At 66.5% G+C, this 26,260-nt stretch carries 24 protein-coding genes; 5 read left to right on the top strand and 19 right to left on the bottom strand.

Going from position 1 to position 26,260, the window contains the following annotated elements:
* Positions 1 to 137: 137 nt before the first annotated feature.
* The 3 genes from xdhC to xdhA are packed head-to-tail and all read right to left on the bottom strand — an operon-like array spanning position 138 to position 4,727.
* Positions 138 to 974: a xanthine dehydrogenase accessory protein XdhC gene (xdhC, locus tag ACQ5BL_RS17600; protein WP_243808617.1), complete on the bottom strand. Its 837-nt coding sequence runs from the start codon at positions 972 to 974 to the stop codon at positions 138 to 140.
* Positions 971 to 3,310, bottom strand: a complete 2,340-nt coding sequence (gene xdhB, locus ACQ5BL_RS17595; RefSeq protein ID WP_243808618.1) for a xanthine dehydrogenase molybdopterin binding subunit — start codon at positions 3,308 to 3,310, stop codon at positions 971 to 973. Before xdhB ends, xdhC begins: the two co-directional genes overlap by 4 nt.
* A complete protein-coding gene (gene xdhA / locus ACQ5BL_RS17590) occupies positions 3,303 to 4,727 on the bottom strand; it encodes a xanthine dehydrogenase small subunit (protein WP_243808619.1) in 1,425 nt (474 codons plus the stop codon). The genes xdhB and xdhA overlap by 8 nt, the downstream gene beginning before the upstream one ends.
* A gap of 284 nt (positions 4,728 to 5,011) precedes the next feature.
* Between xdhA and ahpC the strand changes: the two genes are divergently transcribed.
* A complete protein-coding gene (gene ahpC / locus ACQ5BL_RS17585; RefSeq protein WP_207885866.1) occupies positions 5,012 to 5,575 on the top strand; it encodes an alkyl hydroperoxide reductase subunit C in 564 nt (187 codons plus the stop codon).
* Between the two features lie 198 nt (positions 5,576 to 5,773).
* Positions 5,774 to 7,339 (top strand): alkyl hydroperoxide reductase subunit F, encoded by a 1,566-nt coding sequence (ahpF, locus tag ACQ5BL_RS17580; protein WP_207885865.1) that lies wholly within the window; start codon positions 5,774 to 5,776, stop codon positions 7,337 to 7,339.
* A gap of 285 nt (positions 7,340 to 7,624) precedes the next feature.
* On the opposite strand, the gene cls is transcribed toward ahpF, so the two are convergent.
* From cls to zur, 14 genes are all read right to left on the bottom strand, one after another.
* On the bottom strand, positions 7,625 to 9,058 hold the full coding sequence (gene cls / locus ACQ5BL_RS17575; protein ID WP_243808620.1) for a cardiolipin synthase: 1,434 nt from the start codon (positions 9,056 to 9,058) through the stop codon (positions 7,625 to 7,627).
* 42 nt (positions 9,059 to 9,100) lie between these two features.
* The gene (locus ACQ5BL_RS17570) at positions 9,101 to 10,498 is read right to left on the bottom strand and encodes an amidase (RefSeq protein ID WP_243808621.1); all 1,398 of its coding nucleotides are present in this window, start codon (positions 10,496 to 10,498) and stop codon (positions 9,101 to 9,103) included.
* 90 nt (positions 10,499 to 10,588) lie between these two features.
* The gene (locus tag ACQ5BL_RS17565; protein ID WP_243808622.1) at positions 10,589 to 11,170 is read right to left on the bottom strand and encodes an alpha/beta hydrolase; all 582 of its coding nucleotides are present in this window, start codon (positions 11,168 to 11,170) and stop codon (positions 10,589 to 10,591) included.
* Between the two features lie 118 nt (positions 11,171 to 11,288).
* Positions 11,289 to 11,942 (bottom strand): gamma-glutamylcyclotransferase, encoded by a 654-nt coding sequence (locus tag ACQ5BL_RS17560; RefSeq protein WP_243808623.1) that lies wholly within the window; start codon positions 11,940 to 11,942, stop codon positions 11,289 to 11,291.
* Between the two features lie 279 nt (positions 11,943 to 12,221).
* Positions 12,222 to 12,623, bottom strand: coding sequence for an ExbD/TolR family protein (locus ACQ5BL_RS17555; protein WP_207885860.1), 402 nt, complete (start codon positions 12,621 to 12,623; stop codon positions 12,222 to 12,224).
* A gap of 1 nt (position 12,624) precedes the next feature.
* Positions 12,625 to 13,341: a MotA/TolQ/ExbB proton channel family protein gene (locus ACQ5BL_RS17550; protein ID WP_243808624.1), complete on the bottom strand. Its 717-nt coding sequence runs from the start codon at positions 13,339 to 13,341 to the stop codon at positions 12,625 to 12,627.
* Positions 13,342 to 13,389: 48 nt separating this feature from the next.
* Positions 13,390 to 14,205 (bottom strand): energy transducer TonB, encoded by an 816-nt coding sequence (locus tag ACQ5BL_RS17545; RefSeq protein ID WP_243808625.1) that lies wholly within the window; start codon positions 14,203 to 14,205, stop codon positions 13,390 to 13,392.
* Between the two features lie 429 nt (positions 14,206 to 14,634).
* Positions 14,635 to 15,417 carry a MetQ/NlpA family ABC transporter substrate-binding protein gene (locus tag ACQ5BL_RS17540; protein ID WP_207885857.1) on the bottom strand — a complete coding sequence of 261 codons (783 nt, stop codon included), beginning with the start codon at positions 15,415 to 15,417 and terminating at the stop codon, positions 14,635 to 14,637.
* A 42-nt stretch (positions 15,418 to 15,459) separates the two neighbouring features.
* Positions 15,460 to 16,125, bottom strand: a complete 666-nt coding sequence (locus tag ACQ5BL_RS17535) for a methionine ABC transporter permease (RefSeq protein WP_207885856.1) — start codon at positions 16,123 to 16,125, stop codon at positions 15,460 to 15,462.
* Positions 16,122 to 17,132 (bottom strand): methionine ABC transporter ATP-binding protein, encoded by a 1,011-nt coding sequence (locus ACQ5BL_RS17530; protein ID WP_430293198.1) that lies wholly within the window; start codon positions 17,130 to 17,132, stop codon positions 16,122 to 16,124. Before ACQ5BL_RS17530 ends, ACQ5BL_RS17535 begins: the two co-directional genes overlap by 4 nt.
* Positions 17,133 to 17,456: 324 nt before the next feature.
* Positions 17,457 to 17,843 (bottom strand): hypothetical protein, encoded by a 387-nt coding sequence (locus tag ACQ5BL_RS17525; RefSeq protein WP_243808627.1) that lies wholly within the window; start codon positions 17,841 to 17,843, stop codon positions 17,457 to 17,459.
* A 37-nt stretch (positions 17,844 to 17,880) separates the two neighbouring features.
* Positions 17,881 to 18,669, bottom strand: coding sequence for a zinc ABC transporter permease subunit ZnuB (znuB, locus tag ACQ5BL_RS17520; protein WP_243808628.1), 789 nt, complete (start codon positions 18,667 to 18,669; stop codon positions 17,881 to 17,883).
* The gene (gene znuC, locus ACQ5BL_RS17515) at positions 18,662 to 19,462 is read right to left on the bottom strand and encodes a zinc ABC transporter ATP-binding protein ZnuC (protein ID WP_243808629.1); all 801 of its coding nucleotides are present in this window, start codon (positions 19,460 to 19,462) and stop codon (positions 18,662 to 18,664) included. The genes znuB and znuC overlap by 8 nt, the downstream gene beginning before the upstream one ends.
* The gene (gene zur / locus ACQ5BL_RS17510) at positions 19,462 to 19,968 is read right to left on the bottom strand and encodes a zinc uptake transcriptional repressor Zur (RefSeq protein WP_207885851.1); all 507 of its coding nucleotides are present in this window, start codon (positions 19,966 to 19,968) and stop codon (positions 19,462 to 19,464) included. The genes znuC and zur overlap by 1 nt, the downstream gene beginning before the upstream one ends.
* A gap of 71 nt (positions 19,969 to 20,039) precedes the next feature.
* Here zur and znuA point away from each other — a divergent pair, with 71 nt between their 5' ends.
* The 3 genes from znuA to ACQ5BL_RS17495 all read left to right on the top strand — a co-directional run bounded on the left by znuA (position 20,040) and on the right by ACQ5BL_RS17495 (position 24,287).
* Entirely contained in the window at positions 20,040 to 20,972 is a 933-nt protein-coding gene (gene znuA, locus ACQ5BL_RS17505; protein ID WP_243808630.1) for a zinc ABC transporter substrate-binding protein ZnuA, read from the top strand.
* Positions 20,973 to 21,347: 375 nt separating this feature from the next.
* Positions 21,348 to 23,582 (top strand): adenosylcobalamin-dependent ribonucleoside-diphosphate reductase, encoded by a 2,235-nt coding sequence (locus tag ACQ5BL_RS17500; protein WP_243808631.1) that lies wholly within the window; start codon positions 21,348 to 21,350, stop codon positions 23,580 to 23,582.
* Positions 23,583 to 23,597: 15 nt separating this feature from the next.
* A complete protein-coding gene (locus ACQ5BL_RS17495; RefSeq protein ID WP_207885848.1) occupies positions 23,598 to 24,287 on the top strand; it encodes an NrdJb in 690 nt (229 codons plus the stop codon).
* Positions 24,288 to 24,927: 640 nt separating this feature from the next.
* Here the strand turns inward: ACQ5BL_RS17495 and ACQ5BL_RS17490 are convergent.
* Together ACQ5BL_RS17490 and ACQ5BL_RS17485 are read right to left on the bottom strand one after the other, a co-directional pair.
* Positions 24,928 to 25,878 carry a homoserine kinase gene (locus ACQ5BL_RS17490; protein WP_243808632.1) on the bottom strand — a complete coding sequence of 317 codons (951 nt, stop codon included), beginning with the start codon at positions 25,876 to 25,878 and terminating at the stop codon, positions 24,928 to 24,930.
* 34 nt (positions 25,879 to 25,912) lie between these two features.
* Positions 25,913 to 26,200, bottom strand: a complete 288-nt coding sequence (locus tag ACQ5BL_RS17485) for a DUF2782 domain-containing protein (RefSeq protein ID WP_243808633.1) — start codon at positions 26,198 to 26,200, stop codon at positions 25,913 to 25,915.
* Positions 26,201 to 26,260 lie beyond the last annotated feature (60 nt).

The raw sequence follows: 26,260 nt of genomic DNA, 5'->3' as shown, positions 1-26,260 counted from the left end.
GTTGGGTCTGGATACTTCGCAGGCGCATATTCTTGTTTTCCTCCGAACGCACGGCGAACTGCACGTGACTGGGCACGGGCAAAGAGACGGGGTCAGGAGGTTATCGGCGGGTACGCGAAAAACTGTCGTCTAATCAGTCAGCTTTTCGTCGGGTCGCCGCACAGCGCGGTCCAGGCGACGCCTTCGCGCGTCTGGCGCGGCGGCGCGTCCTGGTGATAGCGGGCGATGACTTGCGCTGCGATGGAGATGGCAACCTCCAGCGGCCGCTTGCCGGGTACTTCGGCCAGGCCGATGGGGCAGTGCAGCTGGGCGATCACCTCCGGCGCATAGCCGTGCTGCTCCAGGCGCATCCGGAAGCGCTGGGCCTTGGTGCGCGAGCCGATCATGCCGAGGAAACCGGCGTCGCCGCGCTTGAGCACGGCTTCGGCGAGGGCGTAGTCGAGCGGGTGGTTGTGGGTCATGACCAGGAAGTAGCTGCCCGGTGTCGCTTCACTCACCGCATCCTCGGGGTCGTCGAGCAGGCGCATGCGGACGCCGTCGGGCGCCTGGGCGGGAAACTCCGCCGCGCGGCTGTCGACCCATTCCAGGCGCAGCGGCAGGCCCGCCAGGAGCGGCGCCAGGGCGCGGCCCACGTGGCCGGCGCCGAACAGGATCACCTGCGGCCCGCGCGCGGCGAAACACTCGAACAGCAGGCTGGCACGCCCGCCGCAGCACTGGCCCAGGCGTGGGCCGAGGGGGAAGTGTTCCAGCGCCTGGGCGTCCTTGCCGGTCAGCAGGAGCTTGCGCGCGTGTTCGATGGCGGCGAATTCCAGATGACCGCCGCCGATGGTGTCCACCGTGCCCTCGGCGGTGACCAGCATCTTGCTGCCGGACTCGCGTGGGGTGGAGCCCTGCACGCCGATCACGGTGACCAGCACGTAGGGCTCGGCGCTGTCGCGCAGGCGGGCGATGGCGTCCATCCAGGTTCGGGTCATGCTCGGGTCTCCTTGCGCATCGCCTCACAGGCCCAGAGTACCCGCTCCGGCGTCGCCGGCGTATCCAGGTCGGGGCTCACCCGGTAATCCGCCAGGCTGGCGACGGCATCGCGCAGCGCCGACCACACCGAGATCGCCAGCATGAACGGCGGTTCGCCCACGGCCTTGGACAGGTACACGCTGTCCTCCTCGTTGGGACGGTCGAACAGCGCCACCCGGAAGTCCTCGGGCATGTCGCTCACGGCCGGGATCTTGTAGGTCGCGGGTCCCACCGTGAGCAGCCGACCCTTGTCGTCCCAGCGCAGTTCCTCGGTGGTCAGCCAGCCCATGCCCTGGACGAAGCCGCCCTCGATCTGACCGATATCGATGGCCGGGTTCACGCTGCGGCCGACGTCGTGGAGGATGTCCACCCGCCGCACGCGGTATTCGCCGGTCAGCGTGTCCACTTCCACCTCGGAAACCGCCGCGCCATAGGCGAAGTAGAAGAACGGATGGCCCTGGCCCTTTTCGCGGTCGTAGAAGATCTTCGGCGTGCGGTAGAAGCCGGTGGCGGAGAGCTGGATGCGCGCGAAGTAGGCCGCCTGGATGACCTCGGCGAAGCCCAGGTGCCGGCCGCCGACCGTCACGCCGCCGTGTTCGAAGCGCACCTCCTGCGGCTTCACGCCGTCGCGCTCGGTGAGAAAGTCGATCAGCCGTTTCTTCAGCGTGCGCGCCGCGTCGCGGGCGGCCATGCCGTTCAGGTCGGTGCCGCTGGAGGCGGCGGTGGGCGAGGTGTTGGGCACCTTGTCGGTGCGCGTGGCGGTGATATGCACCTGCTCCAGCGTTACCTGGAATTCCTCGGCGACGATCTGCGCGACCTTGGTGTTCAGCCCCTGGCCCATCTCGGTGCCGCCGTGGTTCAGCTGGATGCTGCCGTCGGTGTACAGGTGGATCAGCGCGCCGGCCTGGTTCAGGTGCTGCGCGGTGAAGGAGATGCCGAACTTCACCGGGGTCAGCGCCAGGCCCTTCTTCAGCACCGGGCTCCGCGCGTTGAATTCATGGATCGCCGAGCGCCGTGCCTGGTAGTCGCTGCTCTGCTCCAGCCGCGCGATCAGCTCGCCCAGCAGGTTGTGCTCGACCTTCTGGTGGTAGGGCGTCAACTCGTGCCCCATTCCTCCGTAGAGGTTGAGCTTGCGCACCTCGAGCGGGTCCTTGCCCACGGCGCGGGCGATGTCGTCCATGGCGCGCTCGATGATCATCATCCCCTGCGGCCCGCCGAAGCCGCGGAAGGCGGTGTGCGAGACGATGTTGGTGAAGCTGCGGTAGCCGGAGATGGCCACGTCGGGGATGAAGTAGGCGTTGTCGGCGTGGAACATCGCGCGGTCGACGATGGCGTCGGAGAGGTCCGGTGAATGGCCGCAGTCGCCCACCACCTCCAGCTGCGCGGCGAGCAGCCGGCCTTCGTCGTCGAAGCCGATGCGGTAGCGGTTGTGGAAGGGGTGGCGCTTGCCGGTCAGGCGCATGTCGTCGGCGCGCGGCAGGCGCAGCTTCACCGCGCGGCCGGTCTTGCGCGCGAGCAAGGCGGCGAGGCAGGCGAAGGGCGCGGCCTGGGTCTCCTTGCCGCCGAAGCCGCCGCCCATGCGCCGCACTTCCACCGCGACCTTCGCCAGCGGAATCGCCAGCACCTCGGCCACCAGTTTCTGCACTTCGCTGGGGTGTTGGCTGGAGGTGTGCACCAGCATGCCGCCGTCGTCGGTGGGCAGGGCCAGCGAGGCCTGGCCTTCGAGGTAGAAATGCTCCTGGCCGCCGACGAACTGGCGGGCTTCCAGCACCTGCGGTGCAGCGGCCAGCGCGGCTTCGGCATCGCCCCGGTGCATGTGGTGCGGCGGGCGCACGAAGCGCTCTTCGGCCTTGGCCTGGAGCGGGTCGAGCAGGGCAGGTTCCTCGGCGTATTCGACCTTTGCCAGGCGCACCGCGCGGCGCGCCTGGATCAGGCTTTCGGCGGCCACGGCGAACAGCGCCTGGCCATGGTATTTCACGCGATCCCCGACCAGCAGCGGGTCGCCGGGGAACACCGGGCCGATATCGGTGTGGCCGGGCACGTCGTCCAGGGTCAGCACCGCCACCACGCCGGGGGCGGCACGCACGGCGTCGAGATCGAGGGCGCGCACGGCGCCGCAGGCGATGCCGGTCAGGCCGACGGCGGCGTGCAGCAGCTCGCGCGGCTCCTTGAGGTCGTCCACATAGCGTGCCGCGCCGCTGACGTGCAGCGCCGCGCTGTCGTGTTCGCGGGCCTGTCCCGCGCTGTGTACGGCGGCGGTTACGCCGTTGCTGGCCAGCGGCGGCAGACTACGCATGGCGCACCTCCGCAGGGCTGTGGGTCCATTCCAGTAGTGCGCGCTGCAGGAGGTTCTGCGCCACCTTCAGGCGATAGGCGGCGCTGGCGCGCAGGTCGTCGATGGGCTGGAAATCCTGCGGGATGGCCGCTTGCGCAGCGGATACGGCAGCGGCGTCGAAGGGCCTGCCGCGCAGCGCCGCTTCGGTCCGGGCGCCGCGTAACGGCGTGGCCGCCATGCCGCCACAGGCCAGGCGCGCATCGGTGACGATGCCGGCGTCGTCGAGGTCCAGGCGCAGGGCCATGCACACGGCGGAAATGTCGTCGTCGCGGCGCTTGGAAATCTTGTCGACGCGGAATTTCTGCCGGGCCTTCAGGCGCGGAATCAGCACTGACTCGATGTATTCGCCGGGTTGCAGGATCGTGCTGCGATAGCCGGTGAAGAAGTCGTCGATGGGGACCTCGCGCACGGCTCCCGTCATGCGCAGGCGCAGGCGCGCATCCAGTGCGAGCAGCACCGGCGGCATGTCGCCGATGGGGGATGCGTTGGCGATATTGCCGCCGAGGGTGCCGCGCTGGCGGATCTGCAGGGAGCCCAGGCGCTCCAGCAGGGCGGCGACGCCGGGGAATTCCTCCAGTGCTTCGAGACAGTCGGCGTAGGGGCGGGCGGCGCCGATCAGCAGGTGGTCGGGGTGGGTTTCCAGGCGCTGGAGCTCGGCCACCCGGTCAAGGTGGATCAGCGCCGGGAAGGCTTTCAGGTTCTGTGTGGCTTCCAGCGCCAGGTCGGTGCCGCCGGCGATGAGCCGGGCCTGCGGATGGCGTTGCAACAGGTCGTCCAGCTCCTTCGGCAAGGTTGGCAGCCAGGCCTGTTGTTCGCCGTCTTGCAGCGTGCCTTCCGTAGGCAATTCGCGGAGGCGGGCGAGGGTCAGGGCAACGTCCCGGGAGAAGCGGTCGGTGCAGGGCTGCGCGGCGATCTGCGTGGCGGCATCGAGGATCGGCCGGTAGCCGGTGCAGCGGCACAGGTTGCCGGACAGCGCGGTCAGCGCCGACTCGCGGTCGTGGGGCGGCGGCGAGTGCCGCCAGGCGAACAGCGACATGACGATCCCCGGCGTGCAGAAGCCGCATTGCGAGCCGTGGCAGTCCACCATCGCCTGCTGCACCGGGTGCAGCGCGCCGGGCGCGCCGAGGTGTTCCACGGTCAGCACCTGGCGCCCGTGCACCGCGCCGAGCAGGGTGATGCAGGCGTTCACCGCGCGGTAGCGCAGCGACTCGCCGTCGGGCTCGACCAGCACCACCGTGCAGGCGCCGCAATCGCCGGAGGCGCAGCCCTCCTTGGTGCCGGTACGGGCCAGGTGGCTGCGCAGGTAGTCGAGCAGGCTGGTTTCCGGCGCTGCGCCGTCGGCCCGGATCAGCTCGTCGCCCAGCAGGAATTGGATCATGCGGAGTCCTCGTCGTCAGGCGCTGGCGCCCTCAAGGCAAGCATAGGCTCGCAGGGCTTTTTGACCAGACAGCCAGGAATAGCGAGGGCGCAGGACGTAGGACGCGGAAGCGGGTTTCGATAGGAAACTTCTTCCTTTTATATATCCTTTGATAGAGACACTCAATCTACATGATGCCCTAAATCAATGGGCCTTTCCTGTCATCAGGCGATAATCTTGCCCCTGTCGAATTTCAACCGATCGACCACTCGATTAAACGACAACTCTCTACGAGGAATTGCCTAATGAACCTGATCAACACCCAAGTTCAACCGTTCAAGGTCAACGCTTTCCACAATGGCAAGTTCATCGAAGTCACCGAACAATCCCTGAAGGGTCACTGGTCGGTTCTGATCTTCATGCCGGCAGCCTTCACCTTCAACTGCCCGACCGAGATCGAAGACGCCGCCAATAACTACGCCGAGTTCCAGAAGGCCGGTACCGAGGTCTACATCGTGACCACCGATACCCACTTCTCCCACAAGGTGTGGCACGAAACTTCCCCGGCCGTCGGCAAAGCCAAGTTCCCGCTGATCGGCGACCCGACCCACCAGCTGACCAACGCTTTCGGCGTGCACATCCCGGAAGAAGGCCTGGCCCTGCGCGGCACCTTCGTGATCAACCCGGAAGGCGTGATCAAGACCGTCGAAATCCACTCCAACGAGATCGCTCGTGACGTCGGCGAAACCCTGCGCAAGCTGAAAGCTGCCCAGTACACCGCCGCTCACCCGGGCGAAGTCTGCCCGGCCAAGTGGAAAGAAGGCGAGAAGACCCTGGCTCCGTCCCTGGACCTGGTCGGCAAGATCTAAGAACGGCCGGGAAGCGGTTGCGCGGCGGCTCCCGCCACGCAACTTCCGGGCGCCTGCTCACGACGCTTCCCACTCCGTTTTACGCAGTACCCCGAGGATGCCTACCGGCATCCTCCCTGCCAAAGCCAAAAGCGTGCGCAGGGTGGGCTGAAAAGCCTGCCGGGGAATCCCTTTGCTCAAATTCCGAGGATTTGAATCATGTTGGACGCCACGCTTAAAACCCAGTTGAAGGCCTACCTGGAAAAGGTCCAGCAGCCGTTCGAGATCGTCGCGTCCCTCGATGACAGCGACAAATCCCGCGAGATGAGCGAGCTGCTGCATGAAATCGTCGGCCTGACCGACAAGATCACCCTGCGTGAAGATGGCCGCGACGAGCGCGTGCCGTCCTTCTCGCTGAACCGCCCGGGGGCGAACATCGGCCTGGCATTCGCCGGCATCCCCATGGGCCACGAATTCACCTCCCTGGTGCTGGCGCTGCTGCAGGTCGGCGGCCACCCGTCCAAGCTCGACGCCGATGTGATCGAGCAGATCAAGGGCATCCAGGGTTCGTTCGAGTTCGAAACCTACTTCTCGCTGTCCTGCCAGAACTGCCCGGACGTGGTCCAGGCGCTGAACCTGATGGCCGTGCTCAACCCGAACATCCGCCACGTCGCCATCGACGGCGCGCTGTTCCAGGAAGAAGTCGAGCGTCGCCAGGTGATGGCTGTCCCGAGCATCTACCTCAACGGTGAAGTGTTCGGCCAGGGCCGCATGGGCGTGGAAGAAATCCTCGCCAAGATCGACACCGGCGCCGCTGCCCGCGAAGCCGAGAAGCTCTCGGCCAAGGAAGAGTTCGACGTGCTGGTGGTCGGCGGTGGCCCGGCTGGCGCTGCTGCTGCAATCTACGCCGCGCGTAAAGGCATCCGTACCGGTGTGGCGGCCGAGCGCTTCGGCGGCCAGGTGCTGGACACCATGGCGATCGAGAACTTCATCTCGGTGACCGAGACCGAAGGCCCGAAACTGGCTCGCCAGCTGGAAGAGCACGTCAAGCACTACGACGTCGACATCATGAACCTGCAGCGCGCCAGCGCCCTGATTCCGGCGAAGACCGCCGGCGGCCTGCACGAAGTGCAGTTCGAGGGCGGCGGCAGCCTGAAGGCCAAGTCCGTGATCCTGGCCACCGGCGCCCGCTGGCGCGAAATGGGCGTGCCGGGCGAGAAGGAATACAAGGCCAAGGGCGTGTGCTTCTGCCCGCACTGCGACGGCCCGCTGTTCAAGGGCAAGCGCGTGGCGGTGATCGGCGGCGGTAACTCCGGCGTCGAAGCGGCCATCGACCTGGCCGGTATCGTCAGCCACGTGACCCTGCTGGAGTTCGACAGCAAGCTGCGCGCCGATGCCGTGCTGCAACGCAAACTGTTCAGCCTGCCGAACGTGGAAGTCATCACCAGCGCGCTGACCAGCGAAGTGAAAGGCGATGGCCAGAAGGTCACCGGCCTGGTCTACAAGGACCGCAACTCGGAAGAGTTCAAGTCCATCGACCTGGAAGGCATCTTCGTGCAGATCGGCCTGCTGCCCAACAGCGAATGGCTCAAGGGCACCCTGGAGCTGACCCCGCGTGGCGAGATCATCGTCGATGCGCGCGGCGAGACCTCGCTGCCGGGCATCTTCGCCGCCGGTGACGTGACCACGGTGCCGTACAAGCAGATCGTGATCGCGGTGGGTGAAGGGGCGAAAGCGTCGCTGTCGGCCTTCGATCACCTGATCCGTAGTTCTGCGCCGGCCTGATAGGTTCGCGCTAATAAAGACGCCCGGCTCACGAGAGTGAGCCGGGCGTTTTCTTTTGGGCGGCGTTTACCGGTCGAAAATGGTGCTCGGGTTAACCCTCACCCCCGCCCTCTCCCAGAGGGAGAGGGAGCTGCGTGTGCCGGCTGATGCTGTGGTTTTATCCTGCGCCGGACCAGTCCCCTCTCCCTTTGGGAGAGGGTTAGGGTGAGGGGCTTCTGACCTTGTAGGAGCGGGCCATGCCCGCGATCGCGCGCATGGCGCGCTCCTACGGGGTGCACCGATAAATCAGAGAATCGGCGACACCAGCCGCGCCACCCGCATGCCCAGTTGCTGCAAGCGGTGCAGCCGCTTGCGGTCGTCCAGGGTCATCTCCACCGATTGTTCGAAGTCCGCCTCCAGCATGCGCTCCACCTCCTGGGCGAAGCCTTGGTCGACGGTCACCACCATGATCTCGAAGTTCAGCCGGAACGAGCGGTTGTCCAGGTTGGCGCTGCCCACCGCCGCCGTGTCGCGGTCGATCAGCACCACCTTCTGGTGCAGGAAGCCCGGCTGGTAGCGGAAGATACGCAAACCGGCGCGCACGGCGTCCAGCGCGTACAGGCTGGACGCGGCATACACCGTCTTGTGGTCGGGCCGCGAGGGCAGCAGGATGCGCACGTCCACCCCGCGCAGGACCGCCAGGCGCAGCGCCGCGGCCACCGCCTCGTCGGGGACGAAATACGGCGTGGTGATCCAGATGCGTTCCACTGCCGAATTGATTGCCTCGACGAAGAACAGCGAGCAGGTCTCCTGGGCGTCCGCCGGGCCGCTGGGCACCACCTGGCAGAGCATCCCCGAGTCTTCGTAGGCCTTGGGCAGGATCAGCGTCGGCAGCGTATGGCTGGCCCAGTACCAGTCCTCGGCGAAGCACTCCTGCAGGCAGGCCACCGCCGGGCCGCGCAGTTCGATGTGGGTGTCGCGCCAGGGCGACAGCGGCGGCTTCTCGCCGAGGTATTCGACGCCGACGTTGTGCCCGCCGACGAAGCCGCGCACGCCATCGACGACCACGATCTTGCGGTGGTTGCGGAAGTTCACCTGGAAACGATTGATCATCCCGCTGCCGGTGCTGAACGCGTGCACCTGCACCCCGCCATTGCGAAGCTTCTCGACGTAGCGGCCGGGCAGGGCGTGGCTGCCGATGCCGTCGTAGAGCAGGAACACGTCCACGCCGTTGGCAGCACGCTCCAGCAGCAGTTGCGCCAGGCGCTGGCCGAGGGCGTCGTCACGGACGATGAAGAACTGCACCAGGATCACTTTCTGCGCACTGGAAATGGCTTCGAACATGGCATCGAACGACGCCTTGCCGTTCACCAGCAGGCGCACATGGTTGTTCGCCAGGGTTGGCATGCGCGCCAGCCCGACCATCGCCTTGAGCCCCTTGTAGCCGTCGTACTGACGCGCCGCCAGGGCCTCCTCGACCCAGGGCCGCCAGTCCAGCTCGGCGGCGGCCACGTGCATTTCCTCGTTGGCCTGGCGCCGCGCGCCGATGTAGGCGTCGAAGCGGCTGCGGCCGAACACCAGGTAGGGCAGCAGGGTCAGCAACGGCATGAACACCAGCGAGGTGGCCCAGGCGATGGCGCCCTGGGCGGTGCGCACGGTGAGTACGGCGTGTACTGCGGCGACGATGCCCAGGAACTGGATCAGCACCAGCAGGTGGGCGATGTAGGCGGAATACTGCATGGGCGCGCGATCGAATCCTTGTGGTCGGCGTGTGTCCTGAGCTTAGTCGGTGGCCGGGGGCTGCGGCCACTGTGGCAGCGGGCCGCGCCAGCGTTCCCAGGCCTTGCCCAGGCGCAGCACCTCGACGTCGGCGAAGCGCGGGCCGACGATCTGCAAGCCTATGGGCATGCCCTCGGCGGTGAAACCGCAATTGATCGAAAGCGCCGGCTGCTCGGTCATGTTCCATGGCACGGTGAAGCCGATGTGCTCGAAGGGACGTGCCGGGTCATTGGTGGGCGAGGCGAACTCGGCGGGGAAGGCGGCCACCTGGTTGGTCGGCGAGAGCAGGAAGTCGATGCCCTGGAACTGCTCGGCGGCGCGCCGGCGCATCTCGAAGGTGCGGTTGAAGCCGCGTACGGCCTCGGCGCCGGAGACTGCCGCGCCGCCTTCGGCCCATTGGTAGATGTAGGGCAGCACCTTGGCCTGGCGCTCGGGCGGGAGGTTCTCCAGCTCGGCCCAGAGGCGCGCGCGCCAGAATCGATCCAGGCCTTCCAGGAGTTCGCGGTCGAGGATGGGCCGTACTTCGATGATCTCCGCGCCGGCTTCAGCGAAGCGCCGGGCAGCGGCTTCGATGGTGGCACGCACCTCGGGTTCGGGTTGCAGGCCGCAGCCGGGGTCGAGTTGCAGGCCGATGCGCAGGCCGCGCACGTCGGCGGGCTGGATGTGCCAGTCGAGATCGGCCGGCGGCAGGGCGGTGGCGTCACGCCAGTCGGGGCGGGACAGGTGCTGCATCATCAGCGCCGCATCGTCCAGGGTGCGGGTCATGGGGCCGGCACAGCGCCCGGTGTAATAAGGGTCGATGGGAATGCGCCCGAGGCTCGGCTTGAAGCCGACCAGTCCGCACCAGCCGGCGGGCAGGCGCACCGAGCCGCCGATGTCGGTGCCGATGTGCAGCGGCCCGTAGCCCGCGGCTGCTGCCGAGGCGGCGCCGGCGCTGGAGCCGCCCGGGCTCATGCGCAGGTCCCAGGGGTTGCGCGCCAGCTTGTGGAAGCTGGAAAGCCCGGAGGAGAGCATGCCGTAGTCCGGCACCGTGGTCTTGCCCAGCAGGATGGCGCCGGCCTCGAACAGGCGCGCTGCGGGCGGCGCGTCGGCGCTGGCCGGTTGCAGCAGGGTGGCGGCGCTGCCCAGGGGAATCGGGTCGCCGCGGGTGGCGATCAGTTCCTTGATGGTCACCGGCACGCCGTCCAGTTCGCCGCAAGGGGCGCAGCGTATCCAGCGCGCCTCCGAGCGCCGCGCCTGTTCCAGCGCGCGCTGCGGGTCGAAGGCGTAGAGCGCGCAGAGCTGCGGCTCCCAGCGTTCGATATGGGCGATCAGGTGCTTGAGGTACTCCACCGGCGAGAGCTGGTGCGAGCGATACAGGGCAAGCAGTTCGACGGCGGACAGGTCGTGCAACGGTGGCATGGCGGTCTCCGGCGGGGGCGTTGTTTCACCCTAGCCGAATCCGCGCCGGGAGGGGATAGGTACGGTGGTCACACCACACCGGAGCCGGAATCAGGCGCGCCGGCGCGACTGCTGGTCGATCAGGTACTGCAGGCGGTACAGGTGGCGGTAGCCGGCCTCCCAGGCAGCGTGCCCGGATTTCACGTTGATGTGCCCGGCCGATGGCAGGATCACCGTCTCGGCGCCCCAGGCGCGGCCCAGGATCAGCGCGCGCTGCGGACTGCAGGCGGCGTCGTTGTCCGAACCCACCAGCACGGCCGGGAAGGGCAGCGCTTCACGGGCGATGGGCGCGAAGTTGCGCAGGGCCTCGTGGCAGGTTTCCCGCTCCACGTCGGCCGGCGCCACCAGCAGGGCGCCGGAGACTTGCGCCAGCACGCGGCGGTCGGCGCGGGCAGCCCAGGCGGCGACGGTGACGCAGCCCAGGCTGTGGGCGATGAGCACCACGCGGCCCGGCTCGCGGCGAATCTCGCGGTCCAGTTCGGCGACCCAGTCGGCGCGCTGCGGATTGATCCAGTCGCGCTGCTGCACCCGCGTGGCGTTGGGCAGGGCGCGTTGCCAGTGGCTTTGCCAATGGGCGTCCTCGGACCCGTGCCAGCCGGGCACGATCAGGTAGCGGATGCGTTCGTTGCGCATGGAGCGGCCCTCTCGAATCGTCATGAGAAGGCATTCTAGGGAGGGTTTTAATATTCGTTAAGGAATAAGAAATTCTTTGCTTATGCAATATTTCGGCTAAACGAATCGCTATAAGGGCCTATTCCTGTGCCCGGCGCAGCGGGCAGCAGCGCGCCAGGATGCCTTCCAGGTTGAGGTCGGGCATGGCGTAGTCGCGCAGCGCCTTGGCGGTCTGCTCGACGTAGTCGCGGGTGGTGCCGAAGTGACCCTGGGCGCTGTCGAGCACGTGCCGGAAGATGCTGTCGGGCAGGGAGCCGGCGTAAGTGGGCAGGTGACGTTCGAGGACGAAGCCCAGAGCGCGCACGCGGGTGCCGTCGTCCAGGCGGCAGCTCAGCCATTCCGGGCGGTAGGAGGCATAGGGCATCTCCCGTTCCCAGAGCGCGTAGAGGTTGGCGTCGAGGTTTTCCTCCGGCAGGCGGAAGGCGAAGCCGGAGCAGGAGCCGCCCCGGTCGAGGCCGAGCACCAGGCCCGGCGCTTCCGGCGTGCCGCGGTGGGTGAGGGACCACAGGTAGAGACCGCGATGGTAGCCGTGCACCCGCGCGCGGCGGGCCTCGGCCACCGGGAACTCCGGCCGCCAGATCAGCGAGCCGTAGGCGAACAGCCAGACGGGACCGGCGCCGTGGTCGCCCATGGTGATGTCGAGCGAGGCGCGCAATTGCTGTGGTGTGAAGCGTTCCGGCACCCCCAGTGTCGGTGGGTAGAACGGGCCATCCAGGGCGGGAGACGATGTCATGCGGTACCCCTCAGGTCTCCAGACTGTCATCAACTTAGTTTATGCGCGCGAGGTGCGGAAGACCCTGATGTGCAAAGGGATATCGCCGGAGCGGGGATGACGACGAACGGTGGGGGATAGCGGTTGGTGGGGCAACCGTAGGAGCGGCTGCCGGTGCGAAGCGCGGATAAAAAAAGGCCGCTCACCCCTGCCTGAGTATTGGGTGAGCGACCTTGAAGCCTGTGGCGTTGTGGAGGTCCCGTTTTACGCCCGCTCTATTTCAAGGGTTTTACAGCCTCCTCAACGCGCGGTGATCACCGCCAGCTTGGTAATCCCGGCCTTCTCGATGGAGGCCATGGCCTTGGCCACCTGGCCGTAGTTCACGCCCTCGTCGGCCTGCAGCTGCACGCGTACTTCGGCATCTTTCGCCTTGGCCGCCGCCAGGTTGCTCTGCAACAGGTCCGGCTGGATCTCGTCCTTGTTGATGAACCACTTGCCGGCGCCGTCGATGCTCACCACCAGCGGGTCCTTCTGCTCCGGCGGGGCAACCGCCTCGGTCTTGGGCAGGTTGATCGGGATGGCGTTGGTCAGCAGCGGCGCGGTGACGATGAAGACCACCAGCAGCACCAGCATCACGTCCACCAGCGGGGTGACGTTGATCTCGGAGAGAACCTCGTCGCTGTCCTGGGTCGAGAAGGCCATGTCAGCTCGCCTCCTTCACGCTGGCGCCGGCAGCCGGTTTGCGCACGGCGGTGGGCAGGCTGACGACACGGAAGGCGCTCTTCTGCGCGAGGCTGTAGAAGTCGTGGGCGAAGTCGTCGAGGTCGGCCGCGGTGAGCTTCAGGCGGCGGAGGAAGTAGTTGTAGACCAGCACCGCCGGCACGGCGACGGCGATACCCACGCCGGTGGCGATCAGCGCGCTGCCGATGGGACCGGCGACGGTTTCCAGGCTCGCGGAACCTGCGGCGCTGATGCCCTTGAGTGCTTCCATGATGCCCCACACGGTGCCGAACAGGCCGATGAAGGGCGAGGTGGAGCCGATCGAGGCGAGCACCGCCAGACCGGACTCCAGGGAGCGGCGCTCGCGCTGGATCTGCTGGCGCAGGGCGCGTTCGAGACGGTCCTGATGGTTGATCGACTGGGCCAGGTCCGGCTGGCCGTTGTCCTGTACCTGGATGGCGGCGAAACCGGCCTGGGCCACGCGGGCGCCGGCGCCGGGCTTGCCGGCGGCCTGGTCACCGGCCGATTCGAGGCTGGTGGCGCTCCAGAACTGCTTCTGGAAGCGCTTGTCCTGGGACTTCTGGCGGGTGAACTGGACGCCTTTCACCAGGGCCAGCGCCCAGGTGACGACGGAGAAGCCGACCAGCAGCCAGATGACTGCGCCTTCGACGGATTCCAGGGGGTTCAAGGGCAGACTCATGGTTTTCTCCTTCCGCAGCTCTTGTGCGGCTTATCGATGCGGTTCGAATCAGTGCAATTTGAAGTCGATGGGTACGCTGACCCAGCCGTCCTGGGCCACGTCGCCGCGCTTGGCAGGGACGAAGCTCCAGCGTTTCACCGCGCGCACCGCGGCATCGTCCAGGGCGTCGCGACCGCTGCTCTTCTGCACCTGGATCTCGCTCGGGCTACCGCTGGCGAGAACGTGTACACGCAGCAGCACGGTGCCTTCCCAGCCACGGCGCTGAGCCAGGGGCGGGTATTCCGGCGCCGGGTTCTTCAGGTAACCGGCGCTGGCCGAGGGCGGCGTCAGCGGGGCCGGAGCCGGTGCCGCCGGGGCGGGCGGAGCCGGTTGCGGCGGTGGGGTTTCGGCCTTGGGCGGCGTGGGTTGCTCGACCGGCTTGGGCACGGGCTTGGGTTTGGCCACCGGTTTCGGCTTGGGTTTGGGGATCGGCTTGGGCGGCGGCGGTTTTACCGCGTTCTCGTCCACCACCGGAGGCGGCGGCTCCTGCACGACCGGCTCGGGAATCGGCTCGGGTGGCGGCGGTTCCACGACCGGCGGTGTCGGCGCGGTGAATTCGATGGTCATCGGCGGCACCTGCGGCGGTACCTCCGGCAGCTTCGGCGTGGGCTGCTGGCTCAGCCAGTAGACCACCGCGCCATGCAGGGTCAGGGCGAACAGGCCGAGCAGCACCGCTTCGCGGCGGCTCAGAGTGCGGGCTTTCGCCGGCACATGGCGACCCAGCTCCAGCGCATGGCGCAGCGGGCGGCCGAGATCGACCAGGTCGCCGCCGGGCACGTGGCGCAGGAGGGCATCCGGCGCGAGGGCATGCTGGGGTTGAGCCATGAACGATCTCCTTGCAGGTCTGCGCGGCTCTACGTCGCGCTTGAAACGGACCTGCATGATTGATGGAGCGTCTTAGCTCTTGAAGTGATTATTTTTGTTATTTAAATAACTTTTAGGACTAAATGATTCTGCCTGATCGCTGCAGACCGCGTGGCGCGTGGTGTTGCGCGAGGTCGGGAAAAACCGATGCTTTTACAGCATGAAAAATATGCGGGGAAGGTTGGTGCCAAACGTCCCAGAACTGCGGGATAGAGCCTATCTGTAGGAGCGAGCTTGCTCGCGAACCCGCCCAGCTCCGGCGCGACCGGCGAAACTCTGTTCGCGAGCAAGGAATAGGCGTCCCCCTCGGTCCTACGAAAGGCGAAAAGCCAGAAACGAAAAAGCCCGGTCATTCGACCGGGCTTTTCAGGAACCTCAGCTTCGCGGCGATCAGAACGCCGGAACCACGGCACCCTTGTACTTCTCGAGGATGAACTGCTTCACCTCCGGGCTGTGCAGGGCGGCGGCCAGCTTCTGCATGGCGGCGCTGTCCTTGTTGTCCGGACGGGCAACCAGGATGTTCACGTAGGGCGAATCGGAACCTTCGATGGCCAGCGCGTCCTTGGTGGGGTTCAGCTTGGCTTCCAGGGCGTAGTTGGTGTTGATCAGGGCGAGGTCGACCTGGGTCAGCACGCGCGGCAGGGTGGCCGCTTCCAGCTCACGCACCTTGATGTTCTTCGGGTTCTCGACGATGTCCTTCGGGGTGGCGGTGATCGAGGTGTTGTCCTTCAGCTTGATCACACCGACCTTGTCCAGCAGCAGCAGGGCGCGGCCGCCGTTGGTGGCGTCGTTGGGGATCACCACGGTGGCGCCGGCGGGCAGTTCTTCCAGCTTCTTGAACTTGGTGGAGTAAGCGCCCAGCGGCTCGATGTGCACGCCGGTGACGGCGGTCAGGCTGGTGCCCTTGGACTTGTTGAACTCGTTCAGGTACGGCTGGTGCTGGAAGAAGTTGGCGTCGAGACGCTTCTCGGCGACCTGGGTGTTGGGCTGCACGTAGTCAGTGAATTCCTTGACCTTCAGCTCCACGCCTTCTTTGGCCAGCATGGGTTTGACGAAGTTGAGGATCTCGGCGTGCGGCACCGGGGTGGCGGCGACGGTCAGGGTGTCGGCGGCCTGGGCCAGCGGGGCGGAGAGGGCTGCGGCGGCAGTGAAGGCGGCGAGCAGTTTTTTCATTGTTGGCTCCTGGAAAAAGCCCGCGTCCGGCGGGCCGTGCGGTTACTTGCGGGAGAAGTGGACCACCAGCTTGTCGCCGACGGTCTGCAGGATCTGTACGAGCACCAGCAGCATCACCACGGTGACCACCATGACGTCGGTCTGGAAGCGCTGGTAGCCGAAGCGGATGGCCAGGTCGCCCAGGCCGCCGGCACCGACCACGCCGGCCATCGCGGTGTAGGACACCAGGGTGATGGCGGTGACGGTGATGGCGGCGATGATGCCCGGACGGGCCTCGGGCAGCAGGGCATTCCAGATGATCTGGCGGGTGCTGGCACCCATCGCCTGGGTGGCTTCGATGATGCCCTTGTCCACCTCGCGCAGCGCGGTTTCCACCAGCCGCGCGAAGAACGGCGTGGCGCCCACCACCAGCGGCGGAATGGCCCCGGCGACGCCCAGCGAGGTGCCGGTGATCAGCACGGTGAAGGGGATCATCACGATCAGCAGGATGATGAACGGCAGCGAGCGCAGCACGTTCACCACGAAGGACAGCAGGGCGTAGACCGCGCGGTTCTCGAACATCTGCTTGGGCCCGGTGAGGAACAGCAGCACGCCCAGCGGCAGGCCCAGGACGATGGTGAACAGCAGCGAACCGCCGAGCATCCAGAAGGTGTCGATGCTGGCCTGGAGAATCTCGGACCAGTCGATGTTTGCAAAGAACTCATTCATGCGCGCAGCACCTCGACGTGGACTTCGGCGGCGTTCAGCTGCGCCATGGCGGCCTCGATGTCACCGCCCACCAGGGACAGGGTGAGCTGGCCGTAGGGCTGGTCCTTGATGCGGTCGATACGCCCGGCAAGGATGCTGTAGTCGACGCCGGTCTGGCGCGCGACGGTGCCCAGCAGCGGCGCGTAGGTTGCCTCGCCGCGGAAGGTCAGGCGCAGGATGCGGCCCGGCACGTGGGCGAAGTCGTCGTGCTGTTCGTCCTCGTCCACGCGCTCGGCCTCGAAGACGAAGCGGCGGGTGGTGTCGTGCTGCGGATGCAGGAACACGTCGGCGACGTCGCCCTGCTCGACGATGCGGCCGGCGTCCATCACCGCCACCTGGTCGCAGACGCGGCGGATCACATCCATCTCGTGGGTGATCAGGACGATGGTCAGCTTCAGCTCGCGGTTGATTTCAGCCAGCAGCTGCAGGACCTGGCCGGTGGTCTGCGGGTCGAGGGCGCTGGTGGCCTCGTCGCAGAGCAGGATGGTCGGCCGGCAGGCGAGCGCGCGGGCGATGCCGACGCGCTGTTTCTGGCCGCCGGAAAGCTGGGCCGGATACTTGCGGGCATGGTCCTTGAGGCCGACGCGCTCGAGCAGCTCGCTCACCCGCGCGGTGATTTCGGCGGCGCTGTAGGTGCCGGCGAGCTTCATCGGCATGGCGATGTTGTCGGCGACGGTCTTGGAGGCCAGCAGGTTGAAGTGCTGGAAGATCATCCCGACGCGCTGGCGGAAGCGGCGCAGGCCGTCGGCATCCAGGGCGGTGATATCTTCGCCGTCGATGACGATGCGCCCGCCGCTGGGCTCTTCCAGGCGGTTGATCAGGCGCAGCAGGGTGCTTTTACCGGCGCCGGAATGGCCGATCAGGCCGAAGACCTGGCCGCCCTCGATGGTCAGGCGGGTGGGATGCAGGGCCGGGATATCGCGTCCGGCGACGCGATAGGTCTTGTGGACGTCGTGGAATTCGATCACGTAGCAAACCTTGTGGGTACGGCGTGTGGGAACCTGTTTATGGCGTGCTGCGCGTCGGCATTACTGCGTTGAAAACAGGCGAGAAATGCTCATTTACGCGTCAGTAGACTCCGCTTTCTCGCCTGTTTTCGCCTTGTACTGCTCTAGCTCGCAAGCCCTAAACAGGTTCGGGACCTACTAAGTTGTCGAGGGATAAACGACAAACGTAGGCGGTCAGCCAAAACCGCGCATTTTAACCTGCTTTTTTATGGCTGATTAATCTTTGTTCAGATAAGGGCAGAACAAAAGAGAATAAAGGGCGCCACGAATGGGCGCCCGAGGGGGTTACGGCGTGCAGTTCGGCTGGGCGGGCGGAGCAACCGGAACCGCGGGCTTCTGCAGGCCGCTGACGTCGGCGGCGACGCCGGGGGCGCGCGGCATCAGCGAGCGGGCGCGGGTCAGATTCGCGCTGGCGCCGTTGACGTCGCCGTTCTGCAGGGCCTTGCGGCTGCGCTCCAGGTAGGCGTCGGCCAGGCGCTGGCGGCGTTCGGTGAGCTGGGTCGCGGTTTCCTGTTCGGAGCCGAGCTTGAGCTGCGCGGATTCCAGACGGCCGGCGGCCAGTTCGGTTTCGAAGCCACTGCTGCTGGTCGGGTTGCTCGCGGTGCTCTGGCAGGCCGCGAGGGCCAGTGCCAGGGTCATCAGCGCGAACAGGCGGATGACGAACGACTTCATGCGTCAGGGTCTCTTTTGATCAAAAAATCGCCAAATTCTACACCGTACGGCGCGGCAGGACAAAACTCAGCAGGAACAGGGCCGCCGCACTGACCACGATGGAGGGGCCGGCGGGGGTGTCCTTGAACCAGGACAGCGACAGCCCCGCGCACACCGCTATCAATCCGATCAGACTCGCGCCGAAGGCCATTTGTTCAGGGCTGCGCGCATGCCGTTGGGCGGCGGCGGCGGGGATGATCAGCAGGGAGGTGATCAGCAGCACGCCGACGATCTTCATGGCCACGGCGATGACGATGGCGATCAGCAGCATCAGCGCCAGGCGGATGGCGGTGACCGGCAGGCCTTCGACCCGCGCCAGTTCCTCGTGCACGGTGATCGCCAGCAGCGGCCGCCACAGCCAGCAGATCAGGCCCAGCACCAGGGCGCTGCCGGCGATTATCCACAGGAGGTCGGTCTGGCTGACGGCGAGCAGGTCGCCGAACAGGTAGGCCATCAGGTCGACGCGCACTTCCTTCATGAAGCTCAGGGTCACCAGGCCCAGGGACAGCGTGCTATGGGCGAGGATGCCGAGCAGGGTGTCGGCGGCCAGCGGCTGGCGCTGCTGCAGGGTCACCAGCAGCACGGCGAGCAGCACGCAGCCGACGGTCACCGCCAGGGTCGGGCTGACGTCCAGCAGGAAGCCGAGGGCCACACCGAGCAGCGCGGCGTGGGACAGGGTGTCGCCGAAATAGGCCATGCGCCGCCAGACGACGAACGAACCCAGGGGCCCGGCGACCAGCGCCAGGGCCAGCCCGGCGAGGAGGGCGTTGAGCAGGAAATCAGCCATGGTTGCAGTCGGGGCCGTGCTGGTGGACCGGAGTGAAGCGCGTGCCGGCGGGGAAGGCGGATTTCACCACCTCGCCGTGCAGGTCGTGGGAATGGTCGTGGTGGTGGTGATAGACCGCGAGGCTGCGGGCGTCCTGGCCGAACAGCTCGACGAAGGCCGGGTCGCCGCTGACCTGTTCCGGGTGCCCGGAGCAGCAGACGTGGCGGTTCAGGCAGACCACCTTGTCGGTGGCGCTCATCACCAGGTGCAGGTCGTGGGAGACCATCAGCACGCCGCAGCCGAGGCGGTCGCGCAGGCGGCCGATCAGGCGGTACAGCTCGGCTTGCCCGGCAACGTCGACGCCCTGTACGGGTTCGTCGAGCACCAGCAGTTCCGGTTTGCGCAGCAGGGCGCGGGCCAGCAGCACGCGTTGCAGCTCGCCGCCGGAAACACTCTGCAGCGGCTTGTCGATCACGTGGGCGGCACCGACTTCCTTCAGCGCCTCCAGCGCCTGGGAGCGTTGCACGCCGGGCACCAGGCGAAGGAAGCGCAGCACGGTGAGCGGCAGGGTCGGGTCGACGTGGAGCTTCTGCGGCATGTAGCCGATGGACAGTTTCGGCTGGCGCCAGACGCTGCCGGTGTCGGGCTTGAGCAGGCCGAGCACGCTGCGCACCAGGGTCGTCTTGCCGGCACCGTTGGGGCCGATCAGGGTGACGATCTCACGCGGGGCGATGGTCAGGTCGACGTTCTGCAGCACCGGCTGGCCGGCGTAGCTGACGCCGACGCCTTGCAGGCGGATCAGGGCGTCGCTCATCAGGCCTCCCGCTTGCCGGGGGCGCAGGCGCCGCAGAGGCCGACCACTTCGACGGTCTGGGTTTCCACCGCGAAACCGACGCCCTTGGCGCCGGCGACGATGGCTTCGCTGATGGCCGGCTGTTCCAGCTCGATGGCGGTCTTGCAGGCGCGGCAGATCAGGAACTGGCCTTCATGGGCATGTTCGGGGTGGGCGCAGCCGATGAAGGCATTGAGCGAGGCGATGCGGTGCACCAGGCCGTTTTCCAGGAGGAAGTCCAGCGCGCGGTAGACCGTCGGCGGCGCCGCCTTGCGGCCGTCTTCCTCGCTCAGCACGGCGAGGATGTCGTAGGCGCCCAGCGGCTTGTGGCTGGCCCAGACCAGCTCCAGCACGCGCCGGCGCAGCTCGGTCAGGCGCACGCCCTGGCGCGCGCACAGCGCATCGGCGTCGGCCAGGGCGCTGGCCACGCAATTGGCGTGGTCATGCGGGCGGCAGGCGAGGGGAGTCTTGGGGGCGATCTTGTACATGCGGCGGCGACGCTCGTGTGTAGAGACGTTATTATATTACTCTTTCATCATCCCCCTGTGTGAGTGCCGCCGTGTCCTTCCGTCCCGCCGCTCTGCTGATCACCTGCTGCGCCCTGCTGCTCAGCCTCCCCGCCCGTGCCGAGGTCAGCGTGCTGACCAGCATCAAGCCGCTGCAGCTGATCGCCGCCGCCATCCAGGACGGCGAAGGCACCCCGGATGTGCTGCTGCCGCCGGGCGCCTCGCCGCACAGCTACTCGCTGCGCCCATCCGATATCCGCCGGGTGCGCGACGCGCAGCTGTTCTACTGGGTCGGGCCGGACCTGGAAAACTTCCTGCCCAAGGTGCTGGAAAGCCGCAAGGGCCCGAGCGTGGCCGTGCAGGACCAGGCCGGCATGCACCTGCGCAAGTTCGCTGACTTCAGCGGGTCCAACCATCCGGACCACGATGATGACGATACGGGCCATGACCACGACCACCGCCCCGGCATGATCGACGCCCACCTCTGGCTGCTGCCGGCCAACGCCCAGGTGATCGCCGCGCGCATGGCCGAGGACCTGGCCATCGCCGATCCGGCCAACGCCAGCCGCTACCAGGCCAACCTGAAGGCCTTCGACGAGCGCATGGAGCAGCTCGATGCGCGCCTCAAGCAGCGCATCGATCCGCTCAAGGGCAAGCCGTTCTTCGTCTTCCACGAGGCGTTCGATTACTTCGAGGAGGCCTATGGCCTGCGCCACACCGGGGTGTTCGCCGTGTCCGCCGATGTGCAGCCGGGCGCGCGGCATGTGGCGTCCATGCGTGCGCAACTGCAGAAGGCCGGACCTTCCTGCATCTTCAGCGAACCGCCGATCCGCCCGCGCCTGGCCGACACCCTGAGCCAGGGCCTGCCGGTGCGCCTGGCCGAGCTGGATGACCTGGGTGTGAGCGTGAAGGTGGATGCCCAGGGTTACGAGAACCTGCTGGGCAACCTGGCGGGTGAGTTTGCGGGGTGTCTGGAGAAGCTCTGATTCGGGCTTCCCGGAATTTCCTCGGCCAGGGGCGTCCCCTCACCCCAGCCCTCTCCCAAGGGGAGAGGGAGCCGTCCGTGCCGGCTGAAGAGGCGGTGCCACCCTGAAGCAGACAGTCCCCTCTCCCTCTGGGAGAGGGTTAGGGTGAGGGACTCTTCGTGAGTTACGACCTGACCCGCGTCCGGAATAGCATCGCGGACAAAGTCCGCTCCTGCGGGGGCATTCCCCGCGCCTGATCGTCGCACCCGTCCCCCTGCGAAAACTCTCTCCTCCTGTCTCCAAACCTGCCGATCGTCTGGAACTCCGGCCCCATCGCAGCGTCTGCCGTCCAACCGACTATGTTGTCTTGTTGGGAGCTTGCGGCACTACATATTGATGTCTGTCAGTTTTTTGCTCCCACATATTGGGTTTACTCGCGCTCCATTGTGCCTGCCACCCAACTGCCAGGAGGTTATTTCCCGGATGGCCAAGACCGATGCGCGCCCCCGTGGCGCAGACCAAGGAGTCCTCGCCCTGCAACCCGCTTCGCAGGATATCTGGGACAGCAAATACCGCCTGAAGCACAAGGACGGCAAACCCATCGACGCCAGCGTCGACGAGACCTGGCAGCGGGTCGCCCGCGCCCTGGCCGGGGTCGAGGCCAACAAGGCGCAGCGCGAGCACTGGTACGAACGCTTCCTCTGGGCTCTGCGCAATGGCGCGATCCCGGCCGGGCGGATCATTTCCAACGCCGGTGCCCAGGGGCACAAGCCGGCCACCTCGACCATCAACTGCACCGTCTCGGGGATCATCCGCGATTCCATGGACGACATCCTGCAGAAGGTCCACGAGGCCGGACTGACGCTGAAGGCCGGCTGCGGCATCGGCTACGAATTCAGCACCCTGCGCCCGCGCGGCGCCTACGTTTCCGGGGCCGGCGCGCACACCAGCGGGCCGCTGTCCTTCATGGATATCTACGACAAGATGTGCTTCACCGTCAGCTCCGCCGGGGGGCGGCGTGGCGCGCAGATGGGCACCTTCGACGTCAGCCACCCGGACGTCCGCGAGTTCATCCGCGCCAAGCGCGAGGATGGCCGCCTGCGCCAGTTCAACCTCAGCCTGCTGATCACCGACGGCTTCATGGCCGCGGTGGAGGCCGATGAGGAGTGGCCGCTGGTGTTCCCGGTGCACCAGAAGGAACGCGACGAAGTCGACCTGGAAGACGCCGAGCAGGTGGTCTGGCGCGACTGGCCGGTGCACGAGGAATACCTGGTGCGCGACGACGGCCAGGTGGCCTGCCGGGTCTATGGCCGGGTCAGGGCGCGGCACCTGTGGGACATGATCATGGTCTCCACCTACGACTACGCCGAACCGGGCTTCATCCTCATCGACCGGGTCAACGAGCTGAACAACAACTGGTGGTGCGAGGCCATCCGCGCCACCAACCCCTGCGGCGAGCAGCCACTGCCTCCGTATGGTTCCTGCCTGCTGGGCTCGGTGAATCTCACCTGCTTCGTGAATGAGCCCTTCGGCGAGAACGCGCGCTTCGACTGGGAACGCTTCCGCGAGGTGGTGCGCGTCTTCACCCGCATGCTCGACAACGTGGTGGAGATCAACGGCCTGCCGCTGGCGCAGCAGCGCGCGGAAATCCTCGGCAAGCGTCGTCATGGCATGGGCTTCCTCGGCCTGGGCTCGGCGCTGACCCTGCTCAAGCTGCGCTACGGCAGCCCGGAAGCCTGCGTGTTCACCGAGGAAGTGGCGCGGGAAATGGCCCTGGTGGGCTGGGAAGTGGCCCTGGAACTGTCCCGCGAGAAAGGCCCGGCGCCGGCCCTGGCGCAGGACTACGACGTGACCGCCGAGATGCTGCGTAAACGCCCCGAGATGGCCGACGATGGCTACAAGGTCGGTGACAAGGTGGCCGGCCGTGTACTCCACGCCAGGTACTCGCGCTACATGCAGCGGGTCGCCGAGTACGCGCCGCAGCTGGTGAACGAATTAGCCGAGCAGGGCGCGCGCTTCACCCACCACAGCTCCATCGCACCCACCGGAACCATCAGCCTGAGCCTGGCCAACAACGCCTCCAACGGCATCGAGCCGAGCTTCGCCCACCACTATTCGCGCAACCTGATCCGCGCCGGGCGCAAGACCAAGGAGAAGATCTCGGTCTACAGCTACGAGCTGCTGGCCTACCGCGCCCAGGTGGATAACCACGCGGTGCCGGACGCCGAAGAGGAGAAGCACCGCCTGCCGGACTACTTCATCACCGCCGACGACATCACCCCGCAGCAGCATGTGGACATCCAGGCGGCGGCGCAGAAGTGGATCGACTCGTCGATCTCCAAGACCGCCAACGTCCCCACCGACTACCCGTTTGAGCAGTTCAAGGACATCTACCTCTACGCCTGGCGCCAGGGCCTGAAGGGCTGCACCACCTTCCGCTTCAACCCGGCGGCCTTCCAGGGCGTGCTGGTGAAGGAGGCGGACCTGGAGAAGACGGTGTACCGCTTCGAACTGGAAGACGGCAGCGTGGTGGAGTTCAGGGGCAACGAGGAAGTGGAGTACGACGGCGAGATTCACACGGCCGCCAACCTCTTCGACGCCCTGAAAGAAGGCTATTACGGCAAGTACTGATACCCCTGGAGATACGTGATGAGTGTCAAGATCAACCAGAAGATCAAAGGTTTCCAGGTGGTGGACGTGGCCGAGGAAAAGGCCCGCGCCGAGGCCGCCCAGGCGGCCGCCGTGGTGAAGATGGACGAGACCCTGCAGCGGCCGGAAATGCTGGTGGGCGCCACCTACAAGATCAAGTCGCCGCTGTTCGAGCACGCGCTGTACGTGACCATCAACGACGTGGTGCTCAACCCTGACACGCCTTATGAGCAGCGCCGGCCCTTCGAGATCTTCATCAACTCGAAGAACATGGACCACTTCCAGTGGATCGTCGCGCTCACCCGCATCATGTCGGCGGTGTTCCGCAAGGGCGGCGATTGCACCTTCCTGGTGGAGGAGATGAAGGCCGTGTTCGACCCGCGCGGCGGCTACCTCAAGCGCGGTGGCGTCTACATGCCTTCCATCGTCGCCGAGATCGGCGCCGTGGTAGAGCGCCACCTGGTCGCCATCGGCCTGATGGAGGGGCCGCAGCTGGACGAGGAGCAGCGCCTGTACCTGGCCGAGAAACGCGCGGCCTATGAAGCGGCGCAGGGCACCAACAAGGCCGAGCCTGGCGAAGGCTTCCCCGCTGGCGCGCAGCTCTGCGGCAAGTGCAACACCATGGCGGTGGTGCAGATGGATGGGTGCGCCACCTGTCTCAACTGCGGACATTCGAAGTGTGGGTGAGCCGGAGCGACGCGACGTATACGTCGCGCCGGCGAACGCCCGGCCACGGATAGCCGGGCCGGGGTTGACCTTGAGCAGAGGAGTCACGGCAGGGATGCCTGCTCCGGGTTGGATCTTCACACCACCCGCTTCGCACCGGACTGCTCTTTTGTAGGAGCGAGCTTGCTCGCGAACGAACTCCGCTGCGGGGCTGTTCGCGAGCAAGCTCGCTCCTACAGGAAACCTCTCTCCACGGACGGAACCTGTAGGAGCGCGCCATGCCCGCGATCGCGCGCATGGCGCGCTCCTACAAGGGAGTCATCAGTTTCCGGCAAGCGCAGGGTTGTACTCGTAGGAGCGGACCTTGTCCGCGAAGGTCCGCCGCCATTCCCGTGTTGAAGGCTGAACACCCTTGATGGGATGGGCGCAATGCCGAGGTGTTTCCCTGTCAGATGAGACACCGCCGCGAGGGATTTCGCGGACAAGGTCCGCTCCTACGGGGGCAATTCGTCCAGGCTCGGCTACGGAGTGGCGATGCGGTGAGGTGTATCAACCGGTGTACAGGGCTCTCGTAGGAGCGGATTTATCCGCGATCCGGCCGGCAGGCTGGTGTCACGGCTATCGCGGACGGAGTCCGCTCCTACGGCTCAACACCGCCGCATTACAGCGCAAACGGCAAATGAATCTCCACCTTCTGCCGCTTCGCCAGCCGCCGCTCGAACTCGCTCGGGTCATGGATCAGCACATCCTGCCCGGCGAACGCCTCGGCCGCGATCAGCCGCGACAGCCAGAAACGCACGCAGGCCACCCGCAGCATCTCCGGCCACAGCTCGGCCTCCAGCGCGGTGAACGGCCGCTTGGCCGCATAGGCCGCCAGCAGCGCACGGGCGCGCGGGCCGTCGAGGGCGCCGTCGTCAGTGGAGCACCAGTCGTTCACGGTGATCGCCAGGTCGTAGAGCATCCAGCCCGAGCAGGCGTTGTAGAAGTCGATCAGCCCGGCCAGGTGCGGGCCGTCGAACAGCACATTGTCGCGGAACAGGTCGGCGTGCAGGTTGGCACGCGGCAGCGCCGGCTGCTCAGCGAGCAGGCGGGCGATTTCTTCCAGGGCGTCGGCCAGCAGCGTGGCGGCAGTGCCGGACAGGTGCGACTGGAAGGCCTGGCCTTCATGCAGCATCCAGCTCAGGCCGCGATCGCTGGGACGTTCGATGATGCGTCCGCGGGTTGCCAGGTGCAGGCGGGCCAGCAGGTTGCCGACTTCCTGGCAATGGTGGTTGTTCGGTGTGCGTTCATGCCGGCCCGGCAGACGCGGTTGCAGCAGCGCCGGCTTGCCTTCGAGCTGGCGCAGCGCCTCGCCGTCCTTCGTGCGCAGGGCATAGGGCACCGGCAGGTCGGCGTCGTGCAGGACGTCGAGCAGCTCGATGAAGAACGGCATTTCCTGCACCGGGCCGCGTTCGACCAGGGTCAGGACGAACTCGCCCTGCTCCATGCTGACGAAGAAGTTGCTGTTTTCCGAACCCTCGGCAATGCCACGGAAATCATGCAGGCGGCCGAGGCCGTAGGGGGCGAGGAACTCTTCAAGAACGGGACGTTCCAGAGGTGTGAATACCGACATGCTCAATCCTCTGGAGCGTCGTGGGTGAATGGGTTTACCAGCTGAAGATCTGCCACTGCGGGATCAGCTTGTCCGGTTGGTCCGAGCGGATGAAGTTGCCGTCGCTGCCGTCCTGGCGCACCAGGAAGTACGGCTTGCCGTGCTTGGGGGTGACCTTGATGGCGTAGAGGAAGCCGTTCACACGGTATTCCTGGATGGTCTTGTCGCCGTCCTGGCGGATGGTCACATCCGGTTCCGGCGAGGGTGCATCGTCCGCCGCCATGACGGAAGTCGCGCCAAGACCCAGCACAGCGGCGAGCAACAGGCGGTTCAACGTACGCATGATAACCTTGTCCCTTTGTCGAATTGGCTACGGACAGTTTAGCCCGAGCCCTTCTGAAAA

It is taken from the genome of Pseudomonas sp. B1-22, from assembly GCF_050474425.1.
Lineage (GTDB): Bacteria > Pseudomonadota > Gammaproteobacteria > Pseudomonadales > Pseudomonadaceae > Pseudomonas.
The sequence above is the reverse complement of the archived record's forward strand: the minus strand, read 5'-3'. Positions and strand labels throughout refer to the sequence as shown.